At 70.8% G+C, this 25,460-nt stretch carries 20 protein-coding genes; 8 read left to right on the plus strand and 12 right to left on the minus strand.

Annotation, left to right across the window (positions count from 1 at the left end; translation table 11 throughout):
* Positions 1-13: 13 nt before the first annotated feature.
* The 5 genes from tkt to pgl are packed head-to-tail and all read left to right on the plus strand — an operon-like array spanning position 14 to position 6,700.
* A complete protein-coding gene (tkt, locus tag ABD198_RS07395) occupies positions 14-2,101 on the plus strand; it encodes a transketolase (RefSeq protein ID WP_343998662.1) in 2,088 nt (695 codons plus the stop codon).
* Between the two features lie 34 nt (positions 2,102-2,135).
* A complete protein-coding gene (tal, locus tag ABD198_RS07400) occupies positions 2,136-3,254 on the plus strand; it encodes a transaldolase (protein WP_343998663.1) in 1,119 nt (372 codons plus the stop codon).
* A gap of 4 nt (positions 3,255-3,258) precedes the next feature.
* A complete protein-coding gene (gene zwf / locus ABD198_RS07405) occupies positions 3,259-4,797 on the plus strand; it encodes a glucose-6-phosphate dehydrogenase (protein WP_343998665.1) in 1,539 nt (512 codons plus the stop codon).
* Positions 4,794-5,918 (plus strand): glucose-6-phosphate dehydrogenase assembly protein OpcA, encoded by a 1,125-nt coding sequence (gene opcA, locus ABD198_RS07410; RefSeq protein ID WP_343998667.1) that lies wholly within the window; start codon positions 4,794-4,796, stop codon positions 5,916-5,918. Before zwf ends, opcA begins: the two co-directional genes overlap by 4 nt.
* Entirely contained in the window at positions 5,915-6,700 is a 786-nt protein-coding gene (gene pgl, locus ABD198_RS07415) for a 6-phosphogluconolactonase (protein WP_343998669.1), read from the plus strand. Before opcA ends, pgl begins: the two co-directional genes overlap by 4 nt.
* Before the next feature lie 476 nt (positions 6,701-7,176).
* Here the strand turns inward: pgl and ABD198_RS07420 are convergent, their stop codons facing one another.
* From ABD198_RS07420 to ABD198_RS07440, 5 genes are all read right to left on the minus strand, one after another.
* The gene (locus ABD198_RS07420; RefSeq protein WP_343998671.1) at positions 7,177-8,016 is read right to left on the minus strand and encodes a carbohydrate ABC transporter permease; all 840 of its coding nucleotides are present in this window, start codon (positions 8,014-8,016) and stop codon (positions 7,177-7,179) included.
* Entirely contained in the window at positions 8,013-9,377 is a 1,365-nt protein-coding gene (locus ABD198_RS07425) for an ABC transporter permease subunit (protein ID WP_343998673.1), read from the minus strand. The genes ABD198_RS07420 and ABD198_RS07425 overlap by 4 nt, the downstream gene beginning before the upstream one ends.
* Before the next feature lie 2 nt (positions 9,378-9,379).
* Positions 9,380-10,711, minus strand: coding sequence for an ABC transporter substrate-binding protein (locus ABD198_RS07430; RefSeq protein ID WP_343998675.1), 1,332 nt, complete (start codon positions 10,709-10,711; stop codon positions 9,380-9,382).
* A gap of 40 nt (positions 10,712-10,751) precedes the next feature.
* Complete coding sequence (locus ABD198_RS07435) at positions 10,752-12,389, minus strand: glycoside hydrolase family 13 protein (RefSeq protein ID WP_425580432.1); 1,638 nt, start codon at positions 12,387-12,389, stop codon at positions 10,752-10,754.
* 196 nt (positions 12,390-12,585) lie between these two features.
* Positions 12,586-13,857 (minus strand): ABC transporter substrate-binding protein, encoded by a 1,272-nt coding sequence (locus ABD198_RS07440; RefSeq protein ID WP_343998677.1) that lies wholly within the window; start codon positions 13,855-13,857, stop codon positions 12,586-12,588.
* A 126-nt stretch (positions 13,858-13,983) separates the two neighbouring features.
* On the opposite strand from ABD198_RS07440, the gene ABD198_RS07445 reads away from it, so the two are divergent.
* Genes ABD198_RS07445 through ABD198_RS07455 form a run of 3 tightly spaced genes read left to right on the plus strand, consistent with a single transcriptional unit; the run spans position 13,984 to position 17,582 of the window.
* A complete protein-coding gene (locus tag ABD198_RS07445; RefSeq protein ID WP_343998679.1) occupies positions 13,984-14,499 on the plus strand; it encodes a PadR family transcriptional regulator in 516 nt (171 codons plus the stop codon).
* Positions 14,496-15,245: an ABC transporter ATP-binding protein gene (locus ABD198_RS07450; protein WP_343998681.1), complete on the plus strand. Its 750-nt coding sequence runs from the start codon at positions 14,496-14,498 to the stop codon at positions 15,243-15,245. The genes ABD198_RS07445 and ABD198_RS07450 overlap by 4 nt, the downstream gene beginning before the upstream one ends.
* 54 nt (positions 15,246-15,299) lie before the next feature.
* Positions 15,300-17,582, plus strand: coding sequence for an ABC transporter permease (locus tag ABD198_RS07455; protein WP_343998683.1), 2,283 nt, complete (start codon positions 15,300-15,302; stop codon positions 17,580-17,582).
* Positions 17,583-17,918: 336 nt separating this feature from the next.
* Here the strand turns inward: ABD198_RS07455 and pgi are convergent, their stop codons facing one another.
* From pgi to gap, 7 genes are all read right to left on the minus strand, one after another.
* A complete protein-coding gene (gene pgi / locus ABD198_RS07460) occupies positions 17,919-19,574 on the minus strand; it encodes a glucose-6-phosphate isomerase (protein WP_343998684.1) in 1,656 nt (551 codons plus the stop codon).
* A gap of 70 nt (positions 19,575-19,644) precedes the next feature.
* Positions 19,645-20,913 carry an MFS transporter gene (locus ABD198_RS07465; protein WP_343998686.1) on the minus strand — a complete coding sequence of 423 codons (1,269 nt, stop codon included), beginning with the start codon at positions 20,911-20,913 and terminating at the stop codon, positions 19,645-19,647.
* A gap of 129 nt (positions 20,914-21,042) precedes the next feature.
* The gene (locus ABD198_RS07470) at positions 21,043-21,378 is read right to left on the minus strand and encodes an RNA polymerase-binding protein RbpA (RefSeq protein WP_119105043.1); all 336 of its coding nucleotides are present in this window, start codon (positions 21,376-21,378) and stop codon (positions 21,043-21,045) included.
* 236 nt (positions 21,379-21,614) lie between these two features.
* On the minus strand, positions 21,615-21,848 hold the full coding sequence (secG, locus tag ABD198_RS07475; protein ID WP_167991465.1) for a preprotein translocase subunit SecG: 234 nt from the start codon (positions 21,846-21,848) through the stop codon (positions 21,615-21,617).
* A gap of 95 nt (positions 21,849-21,943) precedes the next feature.
* Positions 21,944-22,720: a triose-phosphate isomerase gene (tpiA, locus tag ABD198_RS07480; RefSeq protein WP_343998692.1), complete on the minus strand. Its 777-nt coding sequence runs from the start codon at positions 22,718-22,720 to the stop codon at positions 21,944-21,946.
* A 6-nt stretch (positions 22,721-22,726) separates the two neighbouring features.
* Positions 22,727-23,938 (minus strand): phosphoglycerate kinase, encoded by a 1,212-nt coding sequence (locus tag ABD198_RS07485; RefSeq protein ID WP_343998694.1) that lies wholly within the window; start codon positions 23,936-23,938, stop codon positions 22,727-22,729.
* A gap of 148 nt (positions 23,939-24,086) precedes the next feature.
* The gene (gap, locus tag ABD198_RS07490) at positions 24,087-25,094 is read right to left on the minus strand and encodes a type I glyceraldehyde-3-phosphate dehydrogenase (RefSeq protein ID WP_343998696.1); all 1,008 of its coding nucleotides are present in this window, start codon (positions 25,092-25,094) and stop codon (positions 24,087-24,089) included.
* Positions 25,095-25,460 lie beyond the last annotated feature (366 nt).

Consider the following 25,460-nt stretch of genomic DNA (forward strand, 5'->3'; position numbering starts at 1 on the left):
GCCCTGACTCAGGGTGAGCACCAAGCCGACCACCACAGACCTCGAGTGGACCGAGTTGGACCAGCGGGCCGTGGACACCGCCCGCGTCCTGGCCGCCGATGCCGTACAGAAGGTCGGTAACGGCCATCCGGGTACGGCGATGAGCCTGGCGCCTGCCGCGTACACCCTCTTCCAGAAGGTGATGCGGCACGACCCGGCGGACGCCGACTGGGTCGGGCGGGACCGTTTCGTGCTGTCCGCCGGTCACTCGTCCCTGACCCTGTACACCCAGCTGTACCTGGCCGGTTTCGGTCTCGAGCTGGACGATCTGAAGTCCTTCCGCACCTGGGGCTCGAAGACGCCGGGTCACCCGGAGTACGGGCACACGGTCGGTGTGGAGACCACGACCGGCCCCCTGGGCCAGGGTGTGGCGAACGCGGTGGGCATGGCGATGGCCGCCCGTTACGAGCGGGGCCTGTTCGACCCGGACGCGCCGGCCGGCGAGTCGCCGTTCGACCACTTCGTGTACTGCATCGCCGGTGACGGCTGCCTGCAGGAGGGCATCAGCGCCGAGGCGTCCTCGCTGGCCGGCCACCAGAAGCTGGGCAACCTGATCCTGTTGTGGGACGACAACCACATCTCGATCGAGGGCGACACCGAGACTGCGGTCTCGGAGGACACCGTCAAGCGCTACGAGGCCTACGGCTGGCATGTGCAGCGCGTGCAGCCGAAGGCCAACGGCGACCTGGACCCGGCGGCGATCTACGCGGCGATCCAGGAGGCGAAGAAGGTCACCGACCGGCCGTCGTTCATCGCCATGCGCTCGATCATCGCCTGGCCGGCCCCGCACGCGCAGAACACCGAGGCCGCGCACGGCTCGGCGCTGGGCGAGGAGGAGGTCGCGGCGACCAAGCGGGTGCTGGGCTTCGCCCCGGAGAAGACCTTCGAGGTGGCCGACGAGGTCATCGAGCACACCCGCAAGGCGCTGGAGCGCGGGCGGCAGGCCAAGGCCGAGTGGGAGAAGTCGTTCCAGGAGTGGCGCAGCAACAACCCGGAGCGGGCGGCGCTGTTCGACCGGATGGCCGCCGGTGAGCTGCCCAAGGGCTGGGAGGACAGCATCCCGGTGTTCGAGCCGGGCAAGGCGGTCGCCACCCGTGCCGCATCCGGCAAGGTGCTGCAGGCGCTGGGCGCGGTGATCCCGGAGCTGTGGGGCGGCTCGGCCGACCTGGCGGGCTCCAACAACACCACGATCGACAAGACCTCGTCGTTCCTGCCGGCGGACAACCCGCTGCCGGAGGCCGACCCGTACGGCCGCACCATCCACTTCGGTATCCGCGAGCACGCCATGGCCGCGGAGATGAACGGCATCGCGCTGCACGGCAACACCCGCATCTACGGCGGCACCTTCCTGGTGTTCTCCGACTACATGCGCAACGCGGTGCGGCTGTCGGCGCTGATGCACCTGCCCGTGACCTACGTGTGGACCCACGACTCGATCGGTCTGGGCGAGGACGGCCCGACCCACCAGCCGGTGGAGCACCTGGCGTCGCTGCGCGCCATCCCGGGCCTGAACATCGTGCGCCCGGCGGACGCCAACGAGACGGCGATCGCCTGGCGGGAGATCCTCAAGCGCTGGACCAAGGAGTTCGGCAAGGGCACCCCGCACGGTCTGGCGCTGACCCGGCAGGGTGTGCCGGTCTACGAGCCGAACGAGGGCGCGGCGCGCGGCGGCTATGTGATGTTCGAGGCCGAGGGCGGCGAGCCGCAGGTGATCCTGATCGCCACCGGCTCCGAGGTGCATGTGGCGGTCGAGGCGCGCGAGCAGCTCCAGGCGGCCGGTGTGCCCACCCGGGTGGTGTCGATGCCGTCGGTGGAGTGGTTCGAGGAGCAGGACCAGGGGTACCGGGACAGCGTTCTGCCGCCGTCCGTGAAGGCGCGGGTCGCGATCGAGGCCGGTGTCGGACTGACCTGGCACAAGTACGTCGGCGACGCGGGGCGCATCGTCTCCCTGGAGCACTTCGGTGCCTCCGCCGACGGAAAGGTGCTGTTCAAGGAGTACGGCTTCACGGCCGAGAACGTGGCCGCGGTGGCCCGGGAATCGATCGCCGCGGCTCAGCGCTGACGCTCATATACGACACGTAGGAGATGCAATTTCCATGACAGACGCACTCAAGCGCCTCTCCGAGGAAGGCGTCGCGATCTGGCTGGACGACCTGTCGCGCAAGCGGATCACGTCCGGCAACCTGGCCGAGCTGATCGACCAGCAGCACGTAGTGGGCGTCACCACCAACCCGACCATCTTCCAGAAGGCGATCTCCGAGGGCGACGGCTACGACCAGCAGCTCGCCGACCTCGCCGCGCGGAAGGTCACCGTCGAGGAAGCCATCCGCATGATCACCACGGCGGACGTCCGGGACGCCGCCGACATCCTGCGCCCGGTGTTCGACGCCACCGGCGGCAAGGACGGCCGGGTCTCCATCGAGGTCGACCCCCGCCTGGCGCACAACACCCGGGCGACGGTCGCCGAGGCCAAGCAGCTGGCCTGGCTGGTGGACCGGCCCAACACCCTCATCAAGATCCCGGCCACCCGCGCCGGCCTGCCGGCCATCACCGAGGTCATCGGCCTCGGCATCAGCGTCAATGTCACGCTGATCTTCTCCCTCGAGCGGTACCGCGAGGTCATGGACGCCTACCTCGCCGGCCTGGAGAAGGCCAAGGCCAAGGGCCTGGACCTGTCGAAGATCCACTCCGTGGCGTCGTTCTTCGTCTCCCGCGTGGACACCGAGATCGACAAGCGCATCGACGCCCTGGGCACCGACGAGGCCAAGGCGCTGCGCGGCAAGGCCGCCGTCGCCAACGCCCGCCTGGCCTACCAGGCGTACGAGGAGGTCTTCTCCTCCGAGCGCTGGACCGCCCTGGAGCGCGCGGGCGCCAACGCCCAGCGCCCGCTGTGGGCCTCCACCGGTGTGAAGGACAAGGCGTACCGGCCGACCATGTACGTGGACGAGCTGGTCGCGCCCAACACGGTGAACACCATGCCGGAGGCGACCCTGTTCGCCACCGAGGAGCGGGGCCACATCACCGGCAACACCATCGCCGGCACCTACGAGCAGGCCCGCGCCGCCCTCGACGCGATCGAGCGGCTCGGCATCTCCTACGACGAGGTGGTGCAGGTGCTCGAGGACGAGGGTGTCGACAAGTTCGAGGCCTCCTGGAACGACCTGCTGAAGTCGACCGAGGCGGAGCTGGAGCGCCTCGCCCCCTCGGAGGGCTGAGACCTTGTCACCGCTTTCAGGTCCCGGAGCGAACCCGCTGCGTGACCCGGCGGACCGACGGCTCCCGCGTATCGCGGGGCCGTCGGGCCTGGTCATCTTCGGCGTCACGGGCGACCTGTCCCGCAAGAAGCTGATGCCGGCCGTGTACGACCTGGCCAACCGGGGGCTGCTGCCGCCGGGCTTCTCGCTGGTGGGCTTCGCCCGCCGCGAGTGGCAGCACGAGGACTTCGCCCAGGAGGTCCACGACGCGGTCAAGGAGCACGCCCGCACCCCCTTCCGTGAGGAGGTCTGGCAGCAGCTCATCCAGGGCATGCGCTTCGTGCAGGGCACCTTCGACGACGACGAGGCCTTCGAGCGGCTGCGCGAGACCATCGAGGAGCTGGACAAGGCCCAGGGCACGGGCGGCAACTTCGCCTTCTACCTGTCGGTGCCGCCGCGTTCCTTCCCCGTCGTCATCCAGCAGCTGAAGAAGCACGGCCTCGCCGACCAGACGAACGGCTCCTGGCGGCGCGCGGTCATCGAGAAGCCCTTCGGCCACGATCTGAAGTCGGCCGAGGAGCTCAACGCGATCGTGCACGAGGTGTTCGAACCGGAGCAGGTCTTCCGCATCGACCACTACCTGGGCAAGGAGACCGTCCAGAACATCCTGGCGCTGCGCTTCGCCAACCAGATGTTCGAACCGATCTGGAACCGGTCCTATGTGGATCATGTCCAGATCACCATGGCCGAGGACATCGGCATCGGCGGCCGGGCCGGCTACTACGACGGCATCGGCGCCGCCCGCGACGTCATCCAGAACCACCTGCTCCAGCTGCTGGCGCTGACCGCGATGGAGGAGCCCGCCTCCTTCGACGCGGACGCGCTCGCCGCGGAGAAGACCAAGGTGCTGGGTGCCGTGCGGCTGCCGAAGGACCTGGGCCGGGACACCGTGCGCGGTCAGTACTCGGCGGGCTGGCAGGGCGGCACCAAGGTGCGCGGCTATCTGGAGGAGGACGGCATCGACCCGGGCTCCAAGACCGACACCTACGCCGCGATCAAGCTGGGCATCGACAACCGCCGCTGGGCGGGCGTCCCCTTCTATCTGCGCACCGGCAAGCGGCTGGGCCGCCGGGTCACCGAGATCGCGGTGGTCTTCCAGCGGGCGCCGCACTCGCCCTTCGACACCACGGCCACCGAGGAGCTCGGGCAGAACGCCATCGTGATCCGCGTCCAGCCGGACGAGGGGGTCACCGTGCGGTTCGGTTCGAAGGTGCCGGGCACGTCGATGGAGATCCGGGACGTGTCGATGGACTTCGCCTACGGCGAGTCGTTCACCGAGTCGAGCCCGGAGGCGTACGAGCGGCTGATCCTGGACGTCCTGCTCGGCGACTCGAACCTCTTCCCGCGCACCGAGGAGGTCGAGCTGTCCTGGAAGATCCTCGACCCGATCGAGGAGTACTGGGACCGCCATGGCAAGCCCGCCCAGTACCCGGCCGGTACGTGGGGGCCCGCCGAGGCGGACGAAATGCTCGAGCGAGACGGACGGAGCTGGCGCCGGCCATGAAGATAGACCTCACGGACACCACGGCCAGCAAGATCAACAAGGCGCTGGTGCAGGGCCGCCGCGCCATCGGCACCCCGGCCGTCGGCATGGTGCTGACGCTGGTCATCGTGACGGACGAGGAGAACGCCTACGACGCGCTGAAGGCGGCGAGCGACGCCTCGCACGAGCATCCCTCGCGCACCCTGGTGGTGATCAAGCGCGTCTCCCGCTCGCCGCGCGACCGCACCCAGTCCCGGCTGGACGCCGAGGTGCGGGTGGGCGCGGACGCGGGCACCGGCGAGACGGTGGTGCTGCGGCTGTACGGCGAGGTGATCGACCACGCCCAGTCGGTGGTGCTGCCGCTGCTGCTGCCGGACGCGCCGGTGGTGGTGTGGTGGCCGGTGAACGCGCCGCTGAACCCGGCCGCCGATCCGCTGGGTGCGCTGGCCCAGCGCCGGGTGACCGACACCTACGCCTGCGAGCAGCCGATGCGGGAGCTCGCGGCCCGCGCGGACGCCTACACCCCCGGTGACACGGACCTGGCATGGACCCGGATCACTCCCTGGCGTTCGATGCTGGCCGCCGCCCTGGACCAGGTGAACTGCAAGGTGCTGGGCGTCGAGGTGGAGGGCGAGGAGTTCAACCCGAGCTGCGAGCTGCTGGCGATGTGGCTGGCGGACCGGCTGGACGTGCCGGTGAAGCGGTCCCTGTCCGGCGGGCCCGGGCTGACCGCGGTCCGGATGGACACCGACTGCGGGCCGATCGTGCTCGACCGGGCGGACGGCGCGCTGGCGACGCTGTCCATCCAGGGTCAGCCCAAGCGGGCGGTGGCGCTCAAGCGCCGGGACACCGCGGAGCTGATCGCGGAGGAGCTGCGGCGGCTCGACCCGGACGACACGTATGCCTCGGCGCTGCGCTACGGCGTGGAGCGCCTGAAGACGGCCGGGGACGACTCGCCCTCTCTCTCGGGCGCCGAGCCGCCCAAAGGAGAAGGGGCAGGAGAAGCGGCAGGAGAAAGGGCAGGAGAAGGGACCGGTCAAGGCGGACGGGAAGCGGACGCCGCACCCGTCGAGACGGCTGCGAAAGCTCCCGCGGCCGAGGCGACGGACGAGGCGCCGGTGAAGAAGGCGGCGGCGAAATGAGTCAGGCACCGCAGCTGGTCGTGCACCGCGACAAGGAGCTGATGGCGCAGGCCGCGGCGGCACGGCTGATCACCCGGATCGTCGACGCGCAGAGCTCACGGGGTTCGGCGTCGGTGGTGCTGACCGGCGGGCGCAACGGCAACGGCCTGCTGGCCGAGCTGGCGGCGGCGCCCGCCCGGGACGCGATCGACTGGGGCCGGCTCGATCTGTGGTGGGGCGACGAGCGGTTCCTGCCGGAGGGCGACCCGGAGCGCAACGTCACACAGGCGCGTGAGGCGTTGCTCGACTCGGTGCCGCTGGATCCGAAGCGGGTACATGCGATGCCGGCGTCGGACGGGCCGTACGGCAACGATGTGGACGCGGCGGCGGCCGCGTACGCGGAGGAGCTGGCGCGGGCGGCGGGCCCGGAGAACCACGGTCCCGTCCCCACCTTCGACGTCCTGATGCTGGGCGTCGGCCCGGACACGCACGTGGCCTCCCTCTTCCCCGAGCTCCCCGCGGTCCGCGAGACCGAGCGCACGGTGGTCGGCGTCCACGGCGCCCCGAAACCACCCCCCACCCGCATCTCCCTCACCCTCCCGGCGATCCGGTCCGCCCGCGAGGTCTGGCTCCTCGCCGCAGGCGAGGACAAGGCCCAGGCCGCGGCCATCGCCCTCTCCGGCGCGGGTGAGATCCAGGCCCCGGCAGCAGGCGCCCGCGGCAAGACCCGCACCCTGTGGCTCCTGGACGCGGCGGCGGCATCCCAGTTGCCGAGATCCCTGTACCCCCCGGCGTCACCGTAAGGGTTCTCGCCCCCTCCGCCCCTACCCGTTCCCGTCCCCCGGGGGCTCCGCCCCCGGACCCCCGCTTCGGCCTTCAACGGGCCTCGTCCTCAAGCGCCGGACAGGCTGTCAAAGCCCGTCCGGCGTTTGTGCGTTGGGGCCGAACGGGTCTGGAGAGGTCAGCCCGCCCGGTGTCAGAGATACCGCGGTTGGCCTCGCGCGCTGGGGAAACTCAGGGGTGGGCAGAGCCTGCGGATCTGGACTGAACGGGCAGGAGCCCGGTCCTCCGGCGTTGGGGTGGCCGAGAGGACCGGGCGGTGCCCCCGGGGACCGGAGGGGTGGACGGGGAAGTTGGTCCCTCCGGTGGTGGAGAGGCCAGGGGGGCGGGGCGGGGAGTTGGTCCCTCCGGCCCGTTGAAGGGTGGGAGTCCGGGGGCGGAGCCCCCGGGGGACGGGGATGGGTAGGGGCGGAGGGGGCGAAGAAGCCCAGCGCGAGCCCTACTTGACGGAGCCTGCCATCACCCCCTGGACGAAGTGGCGTTGGAAGGCGAAGAAGACGACGACCGGGATCACCAGGGAGAGGAACGCGCCCGGGGCCAGGACGTCGATGTTGCTGCCGAACTGGCGGATCTGGGACTGGAGCGCCACGGTCAGCGGCTGCGACGAGCTGTCGGCGAACAGCAGCGCCACCAGCATGTCGTTCCACACCCACAGGAACTGGAAGATGGCGAGGCTGGCGATCGCCGGCCGGCCCACCGGAAGCACCAGCCGGGTGAAGATGCGCCACTCGCTGCCGCCGTCCATCCGCGCGGCCTCCAGCATCTCCTTGGGGATCTCCGCGAAGTAGTTCCGCAGCAGGAACACCGCGAAGGGCAGGCCGTACGCCACGTGGAACAGCACCACGCCGGGGATCGTCCCGAACAGGCCGAGCTGCCCGAACAGCTTGGCGACCGGCAGCAGACCGATCTGCACCGGGACCACCAGCAGCGCGACCACCACCAGGAAGACGGAGTCGCGGCCGGGGAAGTCCAGCCAGGCGAAGGCGTATCCGGCGAGCGCCGCGATGACCACCACCAGCACGGTGGCCGGCACCGAGATCAGCACGGTGTTCCAGAACGCCTGGGTCATGCCGGAGTTGTCCAGCAGCGCCGAGTAGTTGTCGAAGGACAGCTGCCCCGGGGCGGTGAACACCGTCCACCAGCCACCCTTCGCGGTGTCCTCCGCGGAGCGCAGCGAGGAGAGGAACAGCCCGGCCAGCGGGGTCATCCAGACCAGGCCGATCACGACCAGGAACGCCTGCACCACCGCGCTGCTCAGTCCGCGCCGGATCGTCTTCATCGCTGACTCCTTCGGAAACGGCGGACGTTGAAGACCATGGCCGGGATCACCAGGAGCAGCAGCAGCACGCCGAGGGCGCTGCCGAGTCCCTGGTTGTTGCCACCGCCGAACGACACCAGCCACATCTGGGTGGCGAGCACGGTCGCGTCCTCCTGCACGGGGCCGGGGGCGATGATGTAGACGAGGTCGAAGACCTTCATCACATTGATCACCAGGGTGACGAAGACGACCGTGAGCACCGGCGCGAGCAGCGGTACAGTGATCTTGCGGAAGATCTGCCACTCGTTGGCACCGTCCATCCGGGCCGCCTCCAGGGCGTCACGCGGCAGGGTGGACAGGCCCGCGCCGATCAGGACCATGGCGAAGCCGGTCCAGATCCACAGGTAGGCGCCGATGATCGCCGGGGTGACAAGGGTGGGCCCCAGCCAGGAGATGCCGTCGTAGGGCTCCTCGAAGTTGTCCTTGGGCAGCTTGAGGGTGTACGAGCCGTCCTTCAGGCCGGTGAAGCGGAAGGAGCCGTCGGCGGCGGTGGTGGTGCTGGCAACGGTCTTGCCGCCCTGGACCGCCTCGACCTTCATCCCGGGCAGGCCGCTCTCGCGGGAGTCGACCACTCCGGGCTTGCCTCCCCCGCCGGGCGTGAAGTCGAGGTACACCACGCCGCGCACCTCGTCGGCGCCGGCCTCCCGGGCGGCCGCCTCCTTGGCGGGCTTGGCGTCGCCGGGCAGGTCCTTGGGGGCGACGCCGACCAGGCCGAGCGCGGTGGCGGAGCCGGGCGAGACCTGGGAGCCGGTGACGTAGGAGCCGTCCTTCTGCTGGTTCAGGCCCTGCCCGTCACGGGCGCGTGCCGTCGGGTACTCGGCGCCCTCGTCGAAGGCGTCGTGGATCGACACGGCCGCCGCGTTGAGGACGCCCTTGTCGGGGTCCTCGTCGTAGGCGAGCCGGAAGATGATGCCGGCGGCCAGGAAGGACACCGCCATCGGCATGAACAGCAGCAGCTTGAAGGCGGTGGCCCAGCGGATCTTCTCCACCAGCACGGCCAGGACGAGGCCGAGACCGGTGAGCAGGGTGGGCGCGACCACGACCCAGATGGCGGTGTTGCGGATGGCCTTCAGGGTGGTCGGGTCGCGGAACATCTCGGCGTAGTTCTCGCCGCCCACAAACGTGTCGCCGGAGGCGTCGAAGAGGCTGCGGCCGATGGAGAACAGCACCGGATAGACGACCAGCGCGCCCAGCAGGAGCAGCGCCGGCAGCGCGAACAACAGGGCGATCACCCGGCCCCGGCGGCGCGAGCGCCGAGCGCGTGCGCCGTCGGGGCGGGCGGGCGACGAGCGCCTCGCCTCTTTCACCACGGTGGTGGTCATGGTCAGTTCCCGTAGGCCTTCGCCGCGGCGGCCTCGAGCTCGGCCGCGGTCTTCTTCGGGTCGGCCGGGTTGCGCAGGAAGTCCTGGAGGATCTTCCACTCGCCGGCGCCCTTGGTGCCGCCGAAGGCGGCGGGGGCCTGGTCGGACATGTCGAAGCGGACCGTGTCACCGGCCTCGACCAGGGACTTGGCGGTGGCGCGGGTGACGTCGTCGCCGTAGGAGGAGAGGTCGAGCTTCTTGTTCGGGGAGAGGAAGCCGCCCGCCTCGGCCCACACGGCTGCGGCCTCGGGGCTGGCCAGGTACTCGACGAGCGCCATGCCGGCCTTGGAGTTCTTGCCGTCCTTCAGGACGACGGCCGCGTCGCCGCCGCTGACCACGGGCGCCTGGCCCTTGCCGACCGGCGGGAAGGGGAAGAAGTTGGCGTCGGTGCCGATGGTCTTGCCGAACTGGTCCTTGGCGACACCGGCGACGAAGTCGCCCTCGTAGACCATGGCGGCGTCGGGCTTCGGACCGAAGACCTTCTCCACGGAGCCGGGGAAGTCGGTGTTCAGCGCCTCCTTCTGCCCGCCCGCGATGAGCTGCTTGTCCTTGAACAGCTTGCCGAGCGTGTCGAGCGCCTCGACCACGGTCGGGTCGGTCCACTTGATCTCGTGGGCGGCGAGGGCGTCGTACTTCTCGGGGCCGGCCTGGGAGAGGTAGATGTTCTCGAACCAGTCGGTGAGCGTCCAGCCGTCCTGACCGGCGACGGAGAACGCGGCGAGACCGGAGTCGGAGATCGTCCGGCCGTTCTTCAGCATCTCGTCGTAGGTCTTGGGCGCCTCGACGCCGGCCTGCTCGAGAGCCTCGGGGCTGTACCAGACGGTCGACTTGTGGGCGGCCTTGAAGTACAGGCCGTACAGGGTGCCGTCGACGGTGCCGTAGTCCTGCCAGACCTTGGCGAAGTTGGCGCCCACCGCGGACTTGACCTTTTCGTCCAGCGGCTTGAGCCAGCCCTTCTCGGCGAACTGCTTGAGCACGCCGACCTGCGGGACCATCACGACGTCGGGGGCGTTGCCACCCTCGATCTTGCTGCCGACGACGGTGGAGACGTTGTCGCCGGTGGAGACGAACTGCGTCTTGGCGCCGGTCTTCTCGGAGAAGGCGTCCAGCACCTTCTGGAAGTTCTTCTGCTCGCTGCCGGACCAGACACCGGCCACGGTGACGGTCTGGCCGTTCAGGGACTTGTCGCCGCCGCCGGCCGAGACCGGGTCGTCGCCACCGCAGGCGGTGGCGGTCAGGGCGATGACAAGCGCCGTGCATCCGGTGATCAGGGTGGTGCGTCGGGTACGTCGCATCTTCGTTGATGTCCCTTCGGGATACGGGGTGCGGCTCGGCTCAGGAGTCGCTGATCCACCAGGCGGCGGTGGAGCCGGGAAGCACCCCGGCCGGGCACGGTCCGCTGGCGAGCAGCGGGGTGCCGGAGACCGGGGCGGGTACGGGGGCGGTGCCGAAGTTGACGGCGCACACCAGGTCGCCGCCGCGGACGAAGGCGAGCACGCCGGGCTGGGTGTCCAGCCACTGCAGAGTGCCCTCGCCCAGCTGCGGGAGCGCGGCGCGCAGTTGCAGGCCGTCGCGGTAGAGGTGCCAGAAGGACTGGGTGTCGGCGAGTGCGCGGTCGGTGGCGTACTCGGCGAAGTACTCGGGCTGGGGCAGCCACGGCTTGACGCCTCCGGCACCGGAGGTGAAGCCGAACGGGGAGGCCTGCCCGGACCAGGGCAGCGGCACCCGGCAGCCGTCGCGGATACGGGCCCTGCTGCCGGTGCGGCGGAAGATCGGGTCGGTGAGCACGTCGTCGGGCAGGTCGACGACCTCGGGCAGACCCAGTTCCTCGCCCTGGTAGATGTAGGCGGCTCCGGGCAGCGCCAGCATCAGCAGCGCGGCGGCGCGGGCGCGGGCGGCGCCGAGCCCGCTGCCCTGGGGGGTGGGCTCGCCGTAGCGGGTGACGGTGCGGACCTGGTCGTGGTTGTTGAGGACCCAGGTGACGGTGGAGCCGGTGCCGGCGATGTCCTCCATCGCCTCGGATATGACCTTGCGGAAGGCGTCGGCGTCCCAGGGGGCGCCCAGCAGGTCGAAGAAGAACGCCTGGTGCAGCTCGTCGGGGCGGACGTACATCGCGTGCTCGCGGGCGCTGGGCACGGACACCTCGCCGACCAGCAGGCGCTCGCGGCCGTCGCGGGCGGTGTACTCCTCGCACACCGCGCGCCAGTGCCGCCACACGTCGTGCACCTCGGGCTGGTTCCAGGCGAGCGGGTTGACCGAGTCGCGGGTGCGGGCGTCGGCCTCCGGGTCCGGCGAGTCGGGCAGGTCCGGGTGCTTGAACAGTCCGGCGGCCACGTCGATGCGGAAGCCGTCGACGCCCCGGTCCAGCCAGAACCGCAGGGTGCGGTCGAACTCGGCGGCGACCTCGGGGTTGCGCCAGTTCCAGTCGGGCTGCTCGGGCGTGAACATGTGCAGGTACCACTGGCCGGGGCTGCCGTCCGCCTCGGTGACCCGGCTCCAGGCGGGGCCGCCGAACATGGCGTGCCAGTTGTTGGGCGGCTCGCTGCCGTCGGGGCCCCGGCCGTCGGCGAAGTGGAAGCGGGCGCGCTCGGGGCTGCCGGGCGGGCTGGCGAGGGCCTCACGGAACCAGGGGTGCTCGCTGGAGCAGTGGTTGGGGACGATGTCCAGCAGCACCTTGATGCCCAGGCGCCGGGCCTGGGTGACCAGCAGGTCGAACTCGGCGAGGTCGCCGAAGACCGGGTCGACGTCGCAGTAGTCGGCCACGTCGTAGCCGTGGTCGTGCTGGGGCGAGGGATAGAAGGGGCTCAGCCAGATCCCGTCCACGCCGAGCTTCTTCAGATAGGGCAGGCCGGCCCTGACTCCGGCGAGATCGCCGATGCCGTCTCCGGTGCTGTCCAGGAAGCTGCGTACGTACACCTGGTAGATCACTGCGTCGCGCCACCACTGGCGGCTGTCGATGCGCTTGAGACTCACCCCGTCGAACCCGTCTGTGCGTGCTAGCGGTTATACATGCATGTTAAATAGGCGTGTCGCGAGGGTGTCAATGAACGTACCGAAGCTACCGGGGAGTTGATTCGAGTAAACAGGAACAATCCGGGCATCTCGCGGACGATCGAGATGCGCGCGTTACTTAACAAGTAACTAGGGAGCGGGAGGCGCCAGGAAGGTGTCAGCGCGAGGAGACGGCGGCGAGCTCGCCGGCCAGCCGCCGCACGGCGGCCTCGGTGGTCTGCCGCCCGGTCATCGCGTCGTGCACGACCGCCTGCACCACCAGGCTCACCTGGTCGTAGTGCGGGCTCTTGGGGCGCGGCGCGGCGGCGAGCACGCTCTCGCGCAGGGTCGGCAGATAGGGGAAGCGCCGGATCAGCTCCGGGTCCTCGTACAGCGCGGCCCGTACCGGCGGCAGCGCACCGCGCGTGAGGACCTGGCGCTGGACCGGCTCACTGGTGAGGTACGCGATCAGCCGCGCGGCGGTGTCGGGGTGCCGGGCATGGGTGCCGACGGCCAGATTGGAGCCGCCGAGCACACTGGTGCCGGGCCCGTCCGGTCCGGGCAGCGGGACGGCGCCGACATTGCCGGCCACCCGGGAGCCGGGCGCGGAGGCGGCGACATAGGCGTAGGGCCAGTTGCGCAGGAAGAGCAGCCGGCCGTCCTGGAAGGCCTGCTTGGACTCCTCCTCCTTGTAGGTGAGCGCTTCGCGCGGGATCCAGCCCTCACGCACGCCGCGCGCCAGGAAGCCGATGCCCTCGCGGGCGGCCCGGGAGTCGACGGTGACCCGCTCGCCCTCGTCGCCGAGGATGCTGCCGCCCGCCGAGTAGACCGCCTCGGCCGCGTTCACGGTCAGCCCCTCGTAGGGCAGGAACTGCCCGGCGTAGCCGTCGAGGCCGTACTTCGGCGCGAGTTTCTTCGCGGTGCTCTCCAGCTCGGCCCAGGTGCGCGGCGGCGCGACGCCCTCCTTGGCGAGGATGTCCGTCCGGTACAGCAGCAGCCCGGCGTTGGTGACATAGGGGACGGCGTACAGCTTGTCGTCGTAGGTCGCGGTGTCCACGACCGGGCGCAGGAAGGTGTCCAGCGGGAAGCGGTCGCGCGGCAGCGGGCGGATCCACCCGGCGGCGGCGAACTCCGACGTCCAGCTGACGTCGATGTTGAGCACGTCGAAGCGGCCGGCCTCGCCGCGCCGCAGATCGGTGATCATCTGAGCCCGGGTCTCGTCGGCGGAGTCGGGCAGTTCGACGAGGGTGACCCGCTCGCCGGGGTGGGCGCGGTTCCAGCCCTCGAGCAGCGGGCCGAGATAGCCGGTGAGGTCACCCGCGGTGGCCAGGGTGAGCGGTCCGCGGCCGCCCCCGGCAGGCTCCTCGGCGCTCGCTCCGGCGGAGACGTAACCGGTCAGGACCACGACCAGCACAAGAAGGCCCCTACCCGCGGCACGGATCCACCGCATAGGTTCCTCCCTGTACACCGGCCCCCGGGCGCCCTCGTCCGGGAGTCAGAGGCCATGTATACCTGTTAGGTATGCGCGATACTAGGGCCTGCGGCACATTGACCAGACGCGAGGAGGAGAGCTCGAGTGCGGCTGCCCCTCCTGGCGCTGCTCGCCCGCGGTCCGGCGCACGGCTACGAGCTGAAGCAGGACCTTGAGCAACTGCTGGGCTCGGCGTACCCTCAGCCGAACGTCGGCCAGATCTACGTGACCCTCGGCCGCCTCGAGAAGTCGGGACTGATCGAGGGCGAGGACGTCGAGCAGTCCAGCCGGCCCAACAAGAAGGTCTACCACCTCACCGACGCCGGGCGCGAGGCGCTGCGCGCCTGGTACGAGGAGACGGCGGACGAACCACGGGTGCGGGACGAATTCTTCATGAAGCTGGCGCTCGCCCCGCAGACCGGACTCGCCGACCAGATCGCCCTGATCAACAAGCAGCGCCGCCAGTACCTCAACACCATGCGGGCGCTGTCCAAGCTCGCCGCCGCCGAAGACCGGGACAATCGCATCGCCCATCTGCTGATCGAGGGCGCGATGCTGCACCTGCAGGCCGACCTCGACTGGCTGGAACGGTGCCAGGAAGAGCTGGAGGACCTGGAGTGAGCGAGAGCACCGCTCCCGTGCTGCGCGCCGAAGGCCTGGTCAAGACCCACTACGGCGAGGGCGCCCCGGCGCACGCGGTGCGCGGCGTCGATCTGAGCGTGGCGCGGGGCGAGTTCGTGGCGATCACCGGTCCGTCCGGCGCAGGAAAGTCGACCCTGCTGCATCTCCTCGGCGGTCTCCAGCGGCCCGACAAGGGCAGCATCTGGCTGGACGGCGAGTGCACCGACGACTACGACGAGGCCCGCTGGGCGGTGGAGCGCCGCAGGCGCATCGGGATCGTCTTCCAGTTCTTCAACCTGGTCTCCGACCTGTCCGTCGCGGACAACGTGGAGCTGCCCGCCCTGCTCGCCGGGGTGCCGCCGAAGCAGGCCCGCGCCGAGCGGGAGGCGCTGCTGGACGAGCTGGGCCTGACCGGCAAGGAGCGCAGCATCCCGGGCGAGCTGTCCGGCGGTGAGCAGCAGCGGGTCGCACTGGCCCGCGCCCTGGTCAACCACCCCCCGCTGCTGCTGGCCGACGAGCCGGCGGGCAGCCTGGACAGCCGGGGCACCCGCGAGGTGATGCGGCTGCTGTCCCGCTTCCACCAGCGCGGGCAGACCATCGTCCTGGTCACCCACGACGCCCGGCTGGCCAGCGCCGCGGACCGGGTGATCAGCTTCTTCGACGGACGGATCGTCGACGACGCGGCGCTCGACGGCGGGCCGGCGAGCGGCAAGGGCATCTCCGGGGTGCTGGAGCTGAAGGACTGACATGCGGACGTTTTCCCAGGTGTACGACCTCCGCGCGCCGAAGGGGTGAGGCCGGTGCGAGCCACCCTGCGCTGGGCGCACTCCGATCTGCGCACGCACCGCGGCGAGGCGCTGTTCCTCGTCCTCGCCACCGCCGGCATCGTGGTCTCGCTGCTGCTGGCCGCCGCCCTGTTCGGCTACGCCACCAACCCCTGGCAGCGCGTGTTCGCCCAGGCGCACGGCGCGCACGTCACGCTGCACACCACCGGCACCGCCGACGCCGCGAAGCTCGCCCGGCTGGACGGCGTGGACGACGTCGCGGGCCCCTACCCGACCTCCTCGCTGACCGTCGCCTCGCGCGGCAGCCGGGCCTCGGTCGAACTGCGCGGCACGCCCGAGCGGCCCGACGTGGGACGCCCGCTGATCACCTCCGGGAAGTGGCTGGACGCGGCGACGCCCGACGGCGTGGTGCTGGAGAGCCGGCTCGCCCGCGCCCTGCTCGCCGCGCCCGGCGACACCCTGACCGTCCCCGGCACGGCCCGCACGCTCACCGTGATCGGCATCGCCGACAGCGCCGAGCCCCGTTACCGTCCGGGCGAGCAGCCGGGCCTGGTGTGGGCGCTGCCGTCGGCCGTGGCCGAACCGGCCGGGCAGGTGATCGGGCTGCGGCTGACCGACCCGGCCGACACCGAGTACACCGTGCAGCGGGCCGTGACCGTGCTGGGCGCCGGGGCGATCGGCGAGGTCGCCACCTGGCAGCAGGCCCGCGCCGAGGCACAGAACGACAACCGGCTGCTCGGTCAGGTGCTCGGCCTGTTCGGGCTGGGCGCGCTGGTCGCCGCCGGATTCGCCGTGCACGGGGCGATCGGCACCCGCATCCGGGGGCATCTGCGGGACATCGCCATCCTCAAGGCGATCGGCTTCACGCCCGGCCAGGTCGTCCGGGTCTTCCTGATGCAGCACCTCGGCTACGCCCTGCTGGGCGCCGTGGCCGGCGCGGTGCTGATGGAGGCGCTGGGCAGCGGGATACCGGGGCGGCTCGGGGACGCGGTCGCCGTGTGGCAGGGGCTGCCCGGGCAGACCGTGACGCTGTTCGCGGTGCCCGTGGCGGCGGTGCTGTTCATCGGCGCGACCACCGGGCTCGCCGCCTGGCGGGCCGGACGCGTGCCCCCGGTGCCGGTCCCCCGCCCCGCGGCGCCCCCGGCCGGACGGCTGACCGGCGTGGCCCGGCGGGCGCTGGGCATGCGGGTGCCGCCGGCGCTGGTGCTCGGCTGGCGCAAGGCGTTCACCCGCCGCCCGCGCTCCCTCGGGACGGTGGCCCGGCTGGCGCTGCCGCTGCTGCTGATCGTGGTGGCGATGAGCGCCTGGACCAGCCTCGACCGCTTCCACAGCGAACCGGAACGCATGGGCCTGCCCACCGCGCTCAGTGTGCGCGCGGACGCGACGCTGGGCGAGAAGGAGACCCGGGCCCTGCTGGAGAACGACCCGCAGGTGGCCGCCGCCTACCCGGGCACGGAGGTCGCCGCCCTGGTCCCCGGCCAGACCGCCACCATCGCCCTGCGGGGTCTGGGCACCGGGCAGGAGCCGTACCCCTTCACGCTGGCCGAGGGGCGCACCGCCCGCGGGCCCGACGAGGCGGTGGCCGGGCAGGGTCTGCTCGACCTGCTGCACGTCCAGGTCGGCGACTGGGTGCGGATGACGGTCGGCGACCGGCCGCAGATCCTGCACATCGTCGGCCGCAGCATCGAGCCGGAGAACGCCGGCCGGGTCATCTCCACCTCCCTCGACACCCTCCGCGCCAACGACCCCACCCTCCGGCCGACCCTCTACCAGGTGCGCCTGGAGCCGGGCGCCGACCCGCAGGCCGTCGCCGACCGGCTGACGTCTGGGGGGCTCGGCCATCTCGACGTGCACACCGTGACCAACCCGGCCGACGGGCTCTCCCCGCTGCGCGCCGTCGTCCTCGGCCTGATCGCCGTGCTGGCCCTGATCGGGCTGATCGAGCTGCTCACCGCGATCGGCGGGATGGTGCGGGAGGGCGAGCGGGATCTGCTGGCGCTGAAGGCCATCGGCCTGTCACCGCGCCAGATCACCGCGATGACGGTGACGGCCGTGGCGTGCACGGCGATGGCCGCCGTGCTCGCCGCCATGATCCTCGGGCTGCCGCTGGCGCGCTGGCTGATCGACGCCCAGGGCAGATCGAGCGGCATCGGGGCGGGGATCGCCCAGGGGCCGCCCGCGCTGTTCCTGCTGGGGCTCACCGTGGCCGCCGTGCTGGGCGCGGCCGCACTGGCCGCCCTCCCGGCCGCCCGGGCGGCCCGCCGCCGCCTCGCGGACACACTGAGCGCGGTCGCCTGAGCCGGCCCTTGGCCGGCGGGCGCCGCGCCGCGGCTGCTAGGGCCTTTCGTTTGGATCAGCCTGCGGGAATCGCCGGCGCCTTGTCAGCACCGGCGAGCGGGGTCTGGTGCGTGCAGCTGCAAGGCGGAGGAGGGCGCCGATGCGGAGCATCGGCAACGCGTGCGGCCCGGTGCGCCTTCAGCGCGTTCCGCACCCCGAGCGGACCGCCGATCCAACCACCACGCGTACGTACCACCTCAGCTCCCCCGAGCGTCCGCCGTGCCGGCCTGCCGTTGATCGCCGGGGAGTCTACGGGAAAGCGGACGGCGTGCTGCCGCCCGCTTCACCGCAGCGTGCTCAGGAACGGCCGCGCAGCTCCCGGTAGGTGCCGACGAGCGCCTTGGTGGAGGCGTCCAGGCCGGGCACGTCCGCCCCCTCGGTGAGGGCGGGCTCGATGCGCTTGGCGAGGACCTTGCCCAGCTCCACGCCCCACTGGTCGAAGGAGTCGATGTTCCACACCGCGCCCTGCACGAACACCTTGTGCTCGTAGAGCGCGACCAGCTGCCCCAGCACCGAGGGGGTCAGCTCCTTGGCGAGGATGGTGGTCGTGGGGTGGTTGCCGCGGAAGGTCTTGTGCGCCACCAGCTCCTCGGGCACCCCCTCGGCGCGCACCTCCTCGGGCGTCTTGCCGAAGGCCAGCGCCTGCGTCTGCGCGAAGAAGTTCGCCATCAGCAGGTCGTGCTGCGCGGCCAGTTCGTCGCCGAGCTCGGCGACCGGCCGGGCGAAGCCGATGAAGTCCGCCGGGATCAGCTTGGTGCCCTGGTGGATCAACTGGTAGTACGCGTGCTGTCCGTTGGTGCCCGGCGTGCCCCACACCACCGGACCGGTCTGCCAGGCGACGGGCCGGCCGTCGCGGTCCACGGACTTGCCGTTGGACTCCATGTCGAGCTGCTGCAGGTACGCGGTGAACTTCGACAGGTAGTGCGAGTACGGCAGCACGGCGTGCGACTGGGCGTCGAAGAAGTTGTTGTACCAGATGCCCAGCAGCCCCAGCAGCAGCGGTGCGTTGGCCTCCGCTGGCGCGGTGCGGAAGTGCTCGTCGACCAGCCGGAAGCCGTCCAGCATCTCCCGGAACCGCTCCGGCCCGATCGCGATCATCAGCGACAGGCCGATGGCCGAGTCGTAGGAGTAGCGGCCTCCGACCCAGTCCCAGAACTCGAACATGTTCGCCGTGTCGATGCCGAAGGCCGCCACCTTCTCCGCGTTGGTCGACAGGGCGACGAAGTGCTTGGCGACCGCGCTCTCGTCGCCGCCCAGGCCGTTGAGCAGCCAGGAGCGGGCCGAGGTGGCGTTGGTGACCGTCTCGATCGTGGTGAAGGTCTTGGAGGCGATGATGAACAGCGTCTCGGCCGGGTCCAGGTCCCGCAGCGCCTCGTGCAGATCCGCCCCGTCCACGTTGGAGACGAAGCGGAACGTCAGATCCCGGGCGGTGTAGGCGCGCAGTGCCTCGTAGGCCATCGCCGGGCCGAGGTCCGAGCCGCCGATGCCGACGTTGACCACATTGCGGATCCGCTTGCCGGTGTGGCCCGTCCACTCGCCGGAGCGGATGCGCCGGGAGAAGTCGGCCATCTTGTCGAGCACCGCGTGCACACCCGGCACGACGTTCTCGCCGTCGACCTCCACCACCGCGTCCCGCGGCGCCCGCAGCGCGGTGTGCAGCACCGCCCGCCGCTCGGTGGTGTTGATCTTCTCGCCGCGGAACATCGCGTCCCGCAGTCCGAACACATCCGTCGCCGCCGCCAGGTCCCGCAGCAACGCCAGCGTCCGGTCGGTGACCAGGTGCTTCGAGTAGTCGATGTACAGGTCACCCACACGGAGGACGTAGGAGGTGCCGCGGCCGGGGTCGGCGGCGAACAGCTCGCGCAGCTCCACCTCCCCGAGCTCCTCACGGTGCTTGACCAGGGCGCTCCACTCGGGCATCTGATTGAGCCCGGTACGGCCGTCTGCGTTCATCTCGGACTTCAGCCTTCTTCCTCGCTCTGTGCTGCGTACCTTGCCCCGCTGCCGGTCCCAACCTAATTGATCAGCGGTGGACGTGAGCTGTCGTGGCGCCGTCGTCCGGCGCACCAACAGGTACGTCGGGGCGGCGCACAGGTATCAGCGCGGCGGTGGCGAGGGCGAAGAAGCCTGCCGCGAGCAGCGCCGGGGTGCCCGCCCCCCAGGCCGCGGCGAGGGCCCCGCCGAGCAGCGCGCCCAGCGGTGTCCCGGCGACCCCGAGCGTCCGGTGCGCGGAGGAGACCCGGCCGAGCATCCCGGCGGGGCTGCGCTCCTGCAGCAGGGTGGTGGTGTTGACGTTCCAGACCATGCCCATGAAGCCGAAGACGGCGAGGGACACGAGGAGCGCGCCCAGGTGGCGCACGCCGCCCATGGCGAGCAGTGCGGCGGTCTGCACGCTCCCGGCGAGCAGCACCGACCGGGCCCGTCCGAGCCGGGCGACCAGCCGTCCGCTCGCCGCTCCCCCGGCGAGACTGCCGACCGTGTACGCCGTCAGGGCCGCCGCATAGCCGGTCTCCCCCGCGCCCAGCCAGCCGGTCACCAGGATCACCAGCGTGGCGATGAGAGCGCCGATGCCGATATTGCACAGCGCGGTCGCGGTGCACAGCGCGCGCAGCACCCGGTCCCGGACCAGGGTGCGCAGCCCCTCGGCGATCTCCCGGCGCAGGGTGCTGCCGGGCGGTCCCGGGGCGCGCTCGGCGGCGGGCCGCCCCAGCGAGGCGATCAGGGCGGCGGCCAGCAGATACGTGGCGGCGTCGACGGCGTAGGGTGCGGCGGCCCCGGCGGTCAGCAGCAGCGGGACGGCGGGCCCGCCGAGCAGTCCACCTGCCAGGCGCTGGCCGGTCATCAGGCGGGCGTTGGCGCTGCCGAGGGCGCCCGGGGGCACCAAGGAGGGCAGCAGGGCGGTGGCGGCGTTGTCGAAGAGGGTCTGCAGGGTGGTCAGGATGAACGCCAGGGCGATGAGCAGCCCGATGGAGGCGTGGCCGAGCGCCACGGCCACGGCGAAGGCGGCGACCAGCAGTCCGCGCAGCAGGTCCACCGCCCACATGGCCCGCCGCTGGTCCACCCGGTCGGCGACCGCGCCGCCGAGCAGGCCGAACACGATCCAGGGCAGATGGCCGCAGGCGGTGACGGAGGCGATGAGCAGCGGATCGTCGGTGAGGGAGACGGCGAGCAGAGGCAGCGCGGCGGTGCGCAGCGCGTCGCCGAAGCTGGAGAGCACGGCCGCGCTCCACAGCCGCCCGAATCCGCCGCGCCATGCGGGCGCACGGGTGCCCGCGGTTTCGGCTGTCGCCACAACTCCCCCTCACGGTCGGTCGATTCGCAACCGTAGAGGGCACCACTGACAATCGCCGCGCGAACGGCCGGCCAGGGCCGGAAACGACAGCGACCAGGCAGGTGTCGCTGCCCGGTCGGTCGTCAAAAACTAGATCTCGCCCCGCAGTTTGGCGAGGGCCTCGGCGAGGATGGCCTCGCCGTCCGCGTCGCTGCGCCGCTCCCGCACATACGCGAGGTGGGTCTTGTAGGGCTCGGTGCGCGGGGGGTCCGGCGGATTGTCGCGGTCCTGACCGGCCGGAAAGCCACAGCGGGGGCAGTCCCAGGTTTCGGGCACCTGCGCGTCGCTGGCGAAGCTCGGCTGTGTCTCGTGCCCGTTGGAGCACCAGAAGGAGACGCGCAGCCGCGGCGCGGACTCGCCGCGCTCGGCCTCGCCCATCGGCCCCGCCCCGACCCGGCTTCCCCGGATCGCGTTGCCACTTGCCACGGTCGTAACTCCCTGCGTGATGGTGCCGCGAAGCGAGTCGGCGTTCCGCTTCGCTGCGAGCGCCTCAGTCTACGGAAGGCCCAACGCACGTCCAGTGATTGGAGTTACAAGGGCCCCGCTCAAAGACGCAAGCCCCATGATAGGCCGCGCGGTGCTGCGCGTACCGAACATGGGGCATTACGCACGGAATGCGGAGGGGATCCGCCCCGTTGCGGGCGGAATGTACCTCTGCTCGTTCAGTCGAGCTTCATCATGACGCCGAGCGTCACGATGCACGCGAACCACAGCAGACCGACCACGACGGTGATCCGGTCGAGGTTGCGCTCGGCGACCGAGGAGCCGCCGACGGAGGACTGCATGCCACCACCGAACATGTCGGAGAGGCCGCCGCCCTTCCCCTTGTGCATCAGCACCAGCAGCATCAGCAGCAGGCTGAAGACGATCAGGGCGATCGAGAACCCCAAAACCACGGCTGGACCAACTTCCTCGGATTCGGATGGACGACGGGGCCCAGCAGGTTCTGCTGGACCCCGCAAGGGTACGACGGATCCCCGCTACCGCATACTCACTGGTCGCGGAAGCGGACGATCTTGACGAACTCGTCGGCGTCCAGGGAGGCGCCGCCGACCAGGGCGCCGTCGATGTCGGGCTGGGCCATGATCTCGGCGACATTGCCGGCCTTGACGGAGCCGCCGTACTGGATGCGGACCTTGTCGGCCACCTCCTGGCCGTACAGCTCGGCGAGCTTGCCGCGGATGGCGGCGCAGACCTCCTGGGCGTCCTCGGCGCCGCAGACCTTGCCGGTGCCGATGGCCCAGACGGGCTCGTAGGCGATCACCACCGTCTCGGCCTGCTCGGCCGGGACGTCCTTCAGGCCGCCCTCGACCTGGGCGAGGGTGTGGGAGACGTGGTTGCCTGCCTCGCGGACCTGGAGCTCCTCGCCGACGCACAGGATCGGGGCGATGCCGTGCTTGAGGGCGGCCTTGACCTTGGCGTTCACCAGCTCGTCGGTCTCGCCGTGGTACTGCCGGCGCTCGGAGTGCCCGACCACGACATAGCTGCACTTCAGCTTGGCCAGCATCGGGCCGGAGATCTCCCCGGTGTAGGCGCCGCCGTCGTGGGCGGAGATGTCCTGGGCGCCGTACTTGATCTTCAGCTTGTCGCCGTCGACGAGGGTCTGGACCGAGCGCAGGTCGGTGAAGGGCGGCAGGACGACGACCTCGACGGCCTCGTAGTCCTTGTCGGCCAGGGCGAAGGCGAGCTTCTGGACGTGCGCGATGGCCTCGAGGTGGTTGAGGTTCATCTTCCAGTTGCCCGCCATCAGCGGCGTGCGCGTGCTCATAAAGGGTCAGTCCTCCAGTGCGGCGAGGCCGGGGAGCGTCTTGCCCTCGAGGTATTCGAGGGAGGCGCCGCCTCCGGTCGAGATGTGGCCGAATGCCTGCTCGTCGAAGCCCAGGGTACGGACCGCCGCGGCGGAGTCGCCGCCGCCGACCACGGTGAAGCCCGGGGAGTCGATGAGGGCCTGGGCGACCGCCTTGGTGCCCTCGGCGTAGTCGGGGTGCTCGAAGACGCCCATGGGGCCGTTCCAGAAGACGGTGGCCGCGTCGGCGAGCTTCGAGGCGTAGAGCTTGCGGGTCTCCGGACCGATGTCCAGGCCCTCCTGGTCGGCCGGGATGGCGTCCGCGGCGACGGCTGTGGGGTTGGCGGGCGCCTTGGTCTTCAGGTCCGGGAACTCGGGCGCGACCAGCGCGTCGACCGGCAGGACCAGCTCCACGCCCTGCTTCTCGGCGCGCTCCAGGTACTCGGTGACCGCCGGGATCTGGTCCTCCTGGAGCAGCGACCTGCCGACCTCGTAGCCCTTGGCCTTGAGGAAGGTGTACGCCATGCCGCCGCCGATGAGCAGGCGGTCGGCCTTGCCGAGCAGCTGGTCGATGACGGCGAGCTTGTCGGAGACCTTGGCGCCGCCGAGGGCGACCACGTAGGGGCGCTTGACGTCCTCGGTGAGCTTCTTCAGGACGCCGACCTCGGTGGCGATGAGGTAGCCGGCGTAGTGCGGGAGCCGCTTGGGCAGGTCGAAGACCGAGGCGTGCTTGCGGTGCACGGCGCCGAAGCCGTCACCGACGTACACGTCGGCCAGGGCGGCGAGCCGGTCGGCGAAGGCGGCGCGCTCGGCGTCGTCCTTGCTGGTCTCGCCGGCGTTGAAGCGCAGGTTCTCCAGGACCGCGACCTTGCCGTCGGTGAGGCCGGAGACGGTCGAGGTGGCGGAGTCGCCGACGGTGTCGGCGGCGAACGCCACCTCGGCGCCGAGGAGTTCACCGAGGCGGGTGGCGGCGGGGGCGAGCGAGAAGGCGGGGTCGGGGGCGCCCTTGGGGCGGCCCAGGTGGGAGGCGACGACCACGCGGGCGCCGGCCTCGGCAAGGGCTTTGACGGTGGGCAGCACCGCGCGGATGCGGCCGTCGTCGGTGATGGTGGTGCCGTCCAGCGGCACATTGAGGTCGGCGCGGACGAAGACCCGCTTGCCCGCGACCCCTTCGGAGAGGAGTTCGTCGATCGTCTTCATGAGAGGGCTCCCTGGCTAGAGCTCGTGTTCGCTCGTGATCGCTCGTGATCGAAAGAGGGCGACTGCTCCGATACGTGCGTCAGGGCCCGGACGGCGCTGAGTGCGCCGGCCGAGCCCTGCAACTCATATCAGGCTGCCCGCGGGGGGATCAGAGCTGGTTGCCGACGAAGACCGTCAGGTCCACGAGGCGGTTGGAGTAACCCCACTCGTTGTCGTACCAGCCGATGACCTTCACGTTCTTCCCCTCCTGGACCATGGTCAGGGAGGAGTCGAAGGTGCAGGACGCCGGGGCGTTGACGATGTCGGAGGAGACGATCGGGTCCTCGGTGTACTCCAGGTAGCCCTTCAGCTCGCCCTCGGCGGCCTTCTGGAAGGCGGCGTTGACCTCTTCCTTGGTCACCTCGCGGGAGAGCTCGACCACCAGGTCCGTCACCGAGCCGGTCGGGACCGGGACGCGCATGGCCATGCCGTCCAGCTTGCCCTTGAGCTGCGGCAGCACCAGGGCGGTGGCCTTGGCGGCGCCGGTGGTGGTCGGGATGATGTTCTCCGCGGCGGCCCGGGCGCGGCGCAGGTCCTTGTGCGGGAAGTCCAGGATGCGCTGGTCGTTGGTGTAGGCATGCACCGTGGTCATCAGACCCTTGACGATGCCGAAGTTCTCGTCGAGGACCTTCGCCATCGGCGCCACACAGTTGGTGGTGCAGGAGGCGTTGGAGATGACGTGGTGGTTCGCCGGGTCGTACTGCTCGTGGTTGACGCCCATGACGAGGGTGATGTCCTCGTTCTTCGCCGGGGCGGAGATGATGACCTTCTTGGCGCCGCCGGCGATGTGCTTCTCGGCGTCTTCCTTCTTGGTGAAGATGCCGGTCGACTCGATGACGATGTCGACACCCAGCTCGCCCCAGGGGATGTCGGCGGGGTTGCGCTCGGAGAGCACCTTGATCGTCTTGCCGTCGACGGTGATCGTGTCGGCGGTGTGGGAGACCTCCTGCTTGAGGCGGCCCAGGATGGTGTCGTACTTCAGCAGGTGTGCGGTGGTCGCGGTGTCACCCAGGTCGTTGACAGCCACGATCTCGATGTCGGCGCCCTGTTCCAGCAGTGCGCGGAAGTAGTTGCGACCGATGCGGCCAAACCCGTTGATGCCTACGCGGATCGTCACGAACCGATCTCCTCGTTGGTACGCCGGCTCAGTGCCGGCGAGCTGTTTTGGGATGTCCCCGACCACCCCCGACCCTACCGCTCCGGGGGCCCGGCCGTGACATCGAGTTGCCCCATACCCGGCACGCCGATCCTTACCCGTCAGTAGGGTACGGATCGCCCAGGTCCGAGTGGTTCTTGTCACTGCCGGGTACCCGGATTGGCCGGATACAGGGGTTCCGGCTCGCGCCTTTCATCTGTCGCCGGGGGCGCTCATCTGTCCACGCTCACCGCGCCGGACACGGCGGGAGTCCACCGGTCCGGCGCGGTGCGGCTCATTGGTTCACCGGCCAGACAATTCACCGGTTCACCGGTTCACCGGGTTCAC

Source organism: Streptomyces thermocarboxydovorans (assembly GCF_039524635.1).
In the GTDB taxonomy this organism is placed as follows: domain Bacteria; phylum Actinomycetota; class Actinomycetes; order Streptomycetales; family Streptomycetaceae; genus Streptomyces; species Streptomyces thermocarboxydovorans.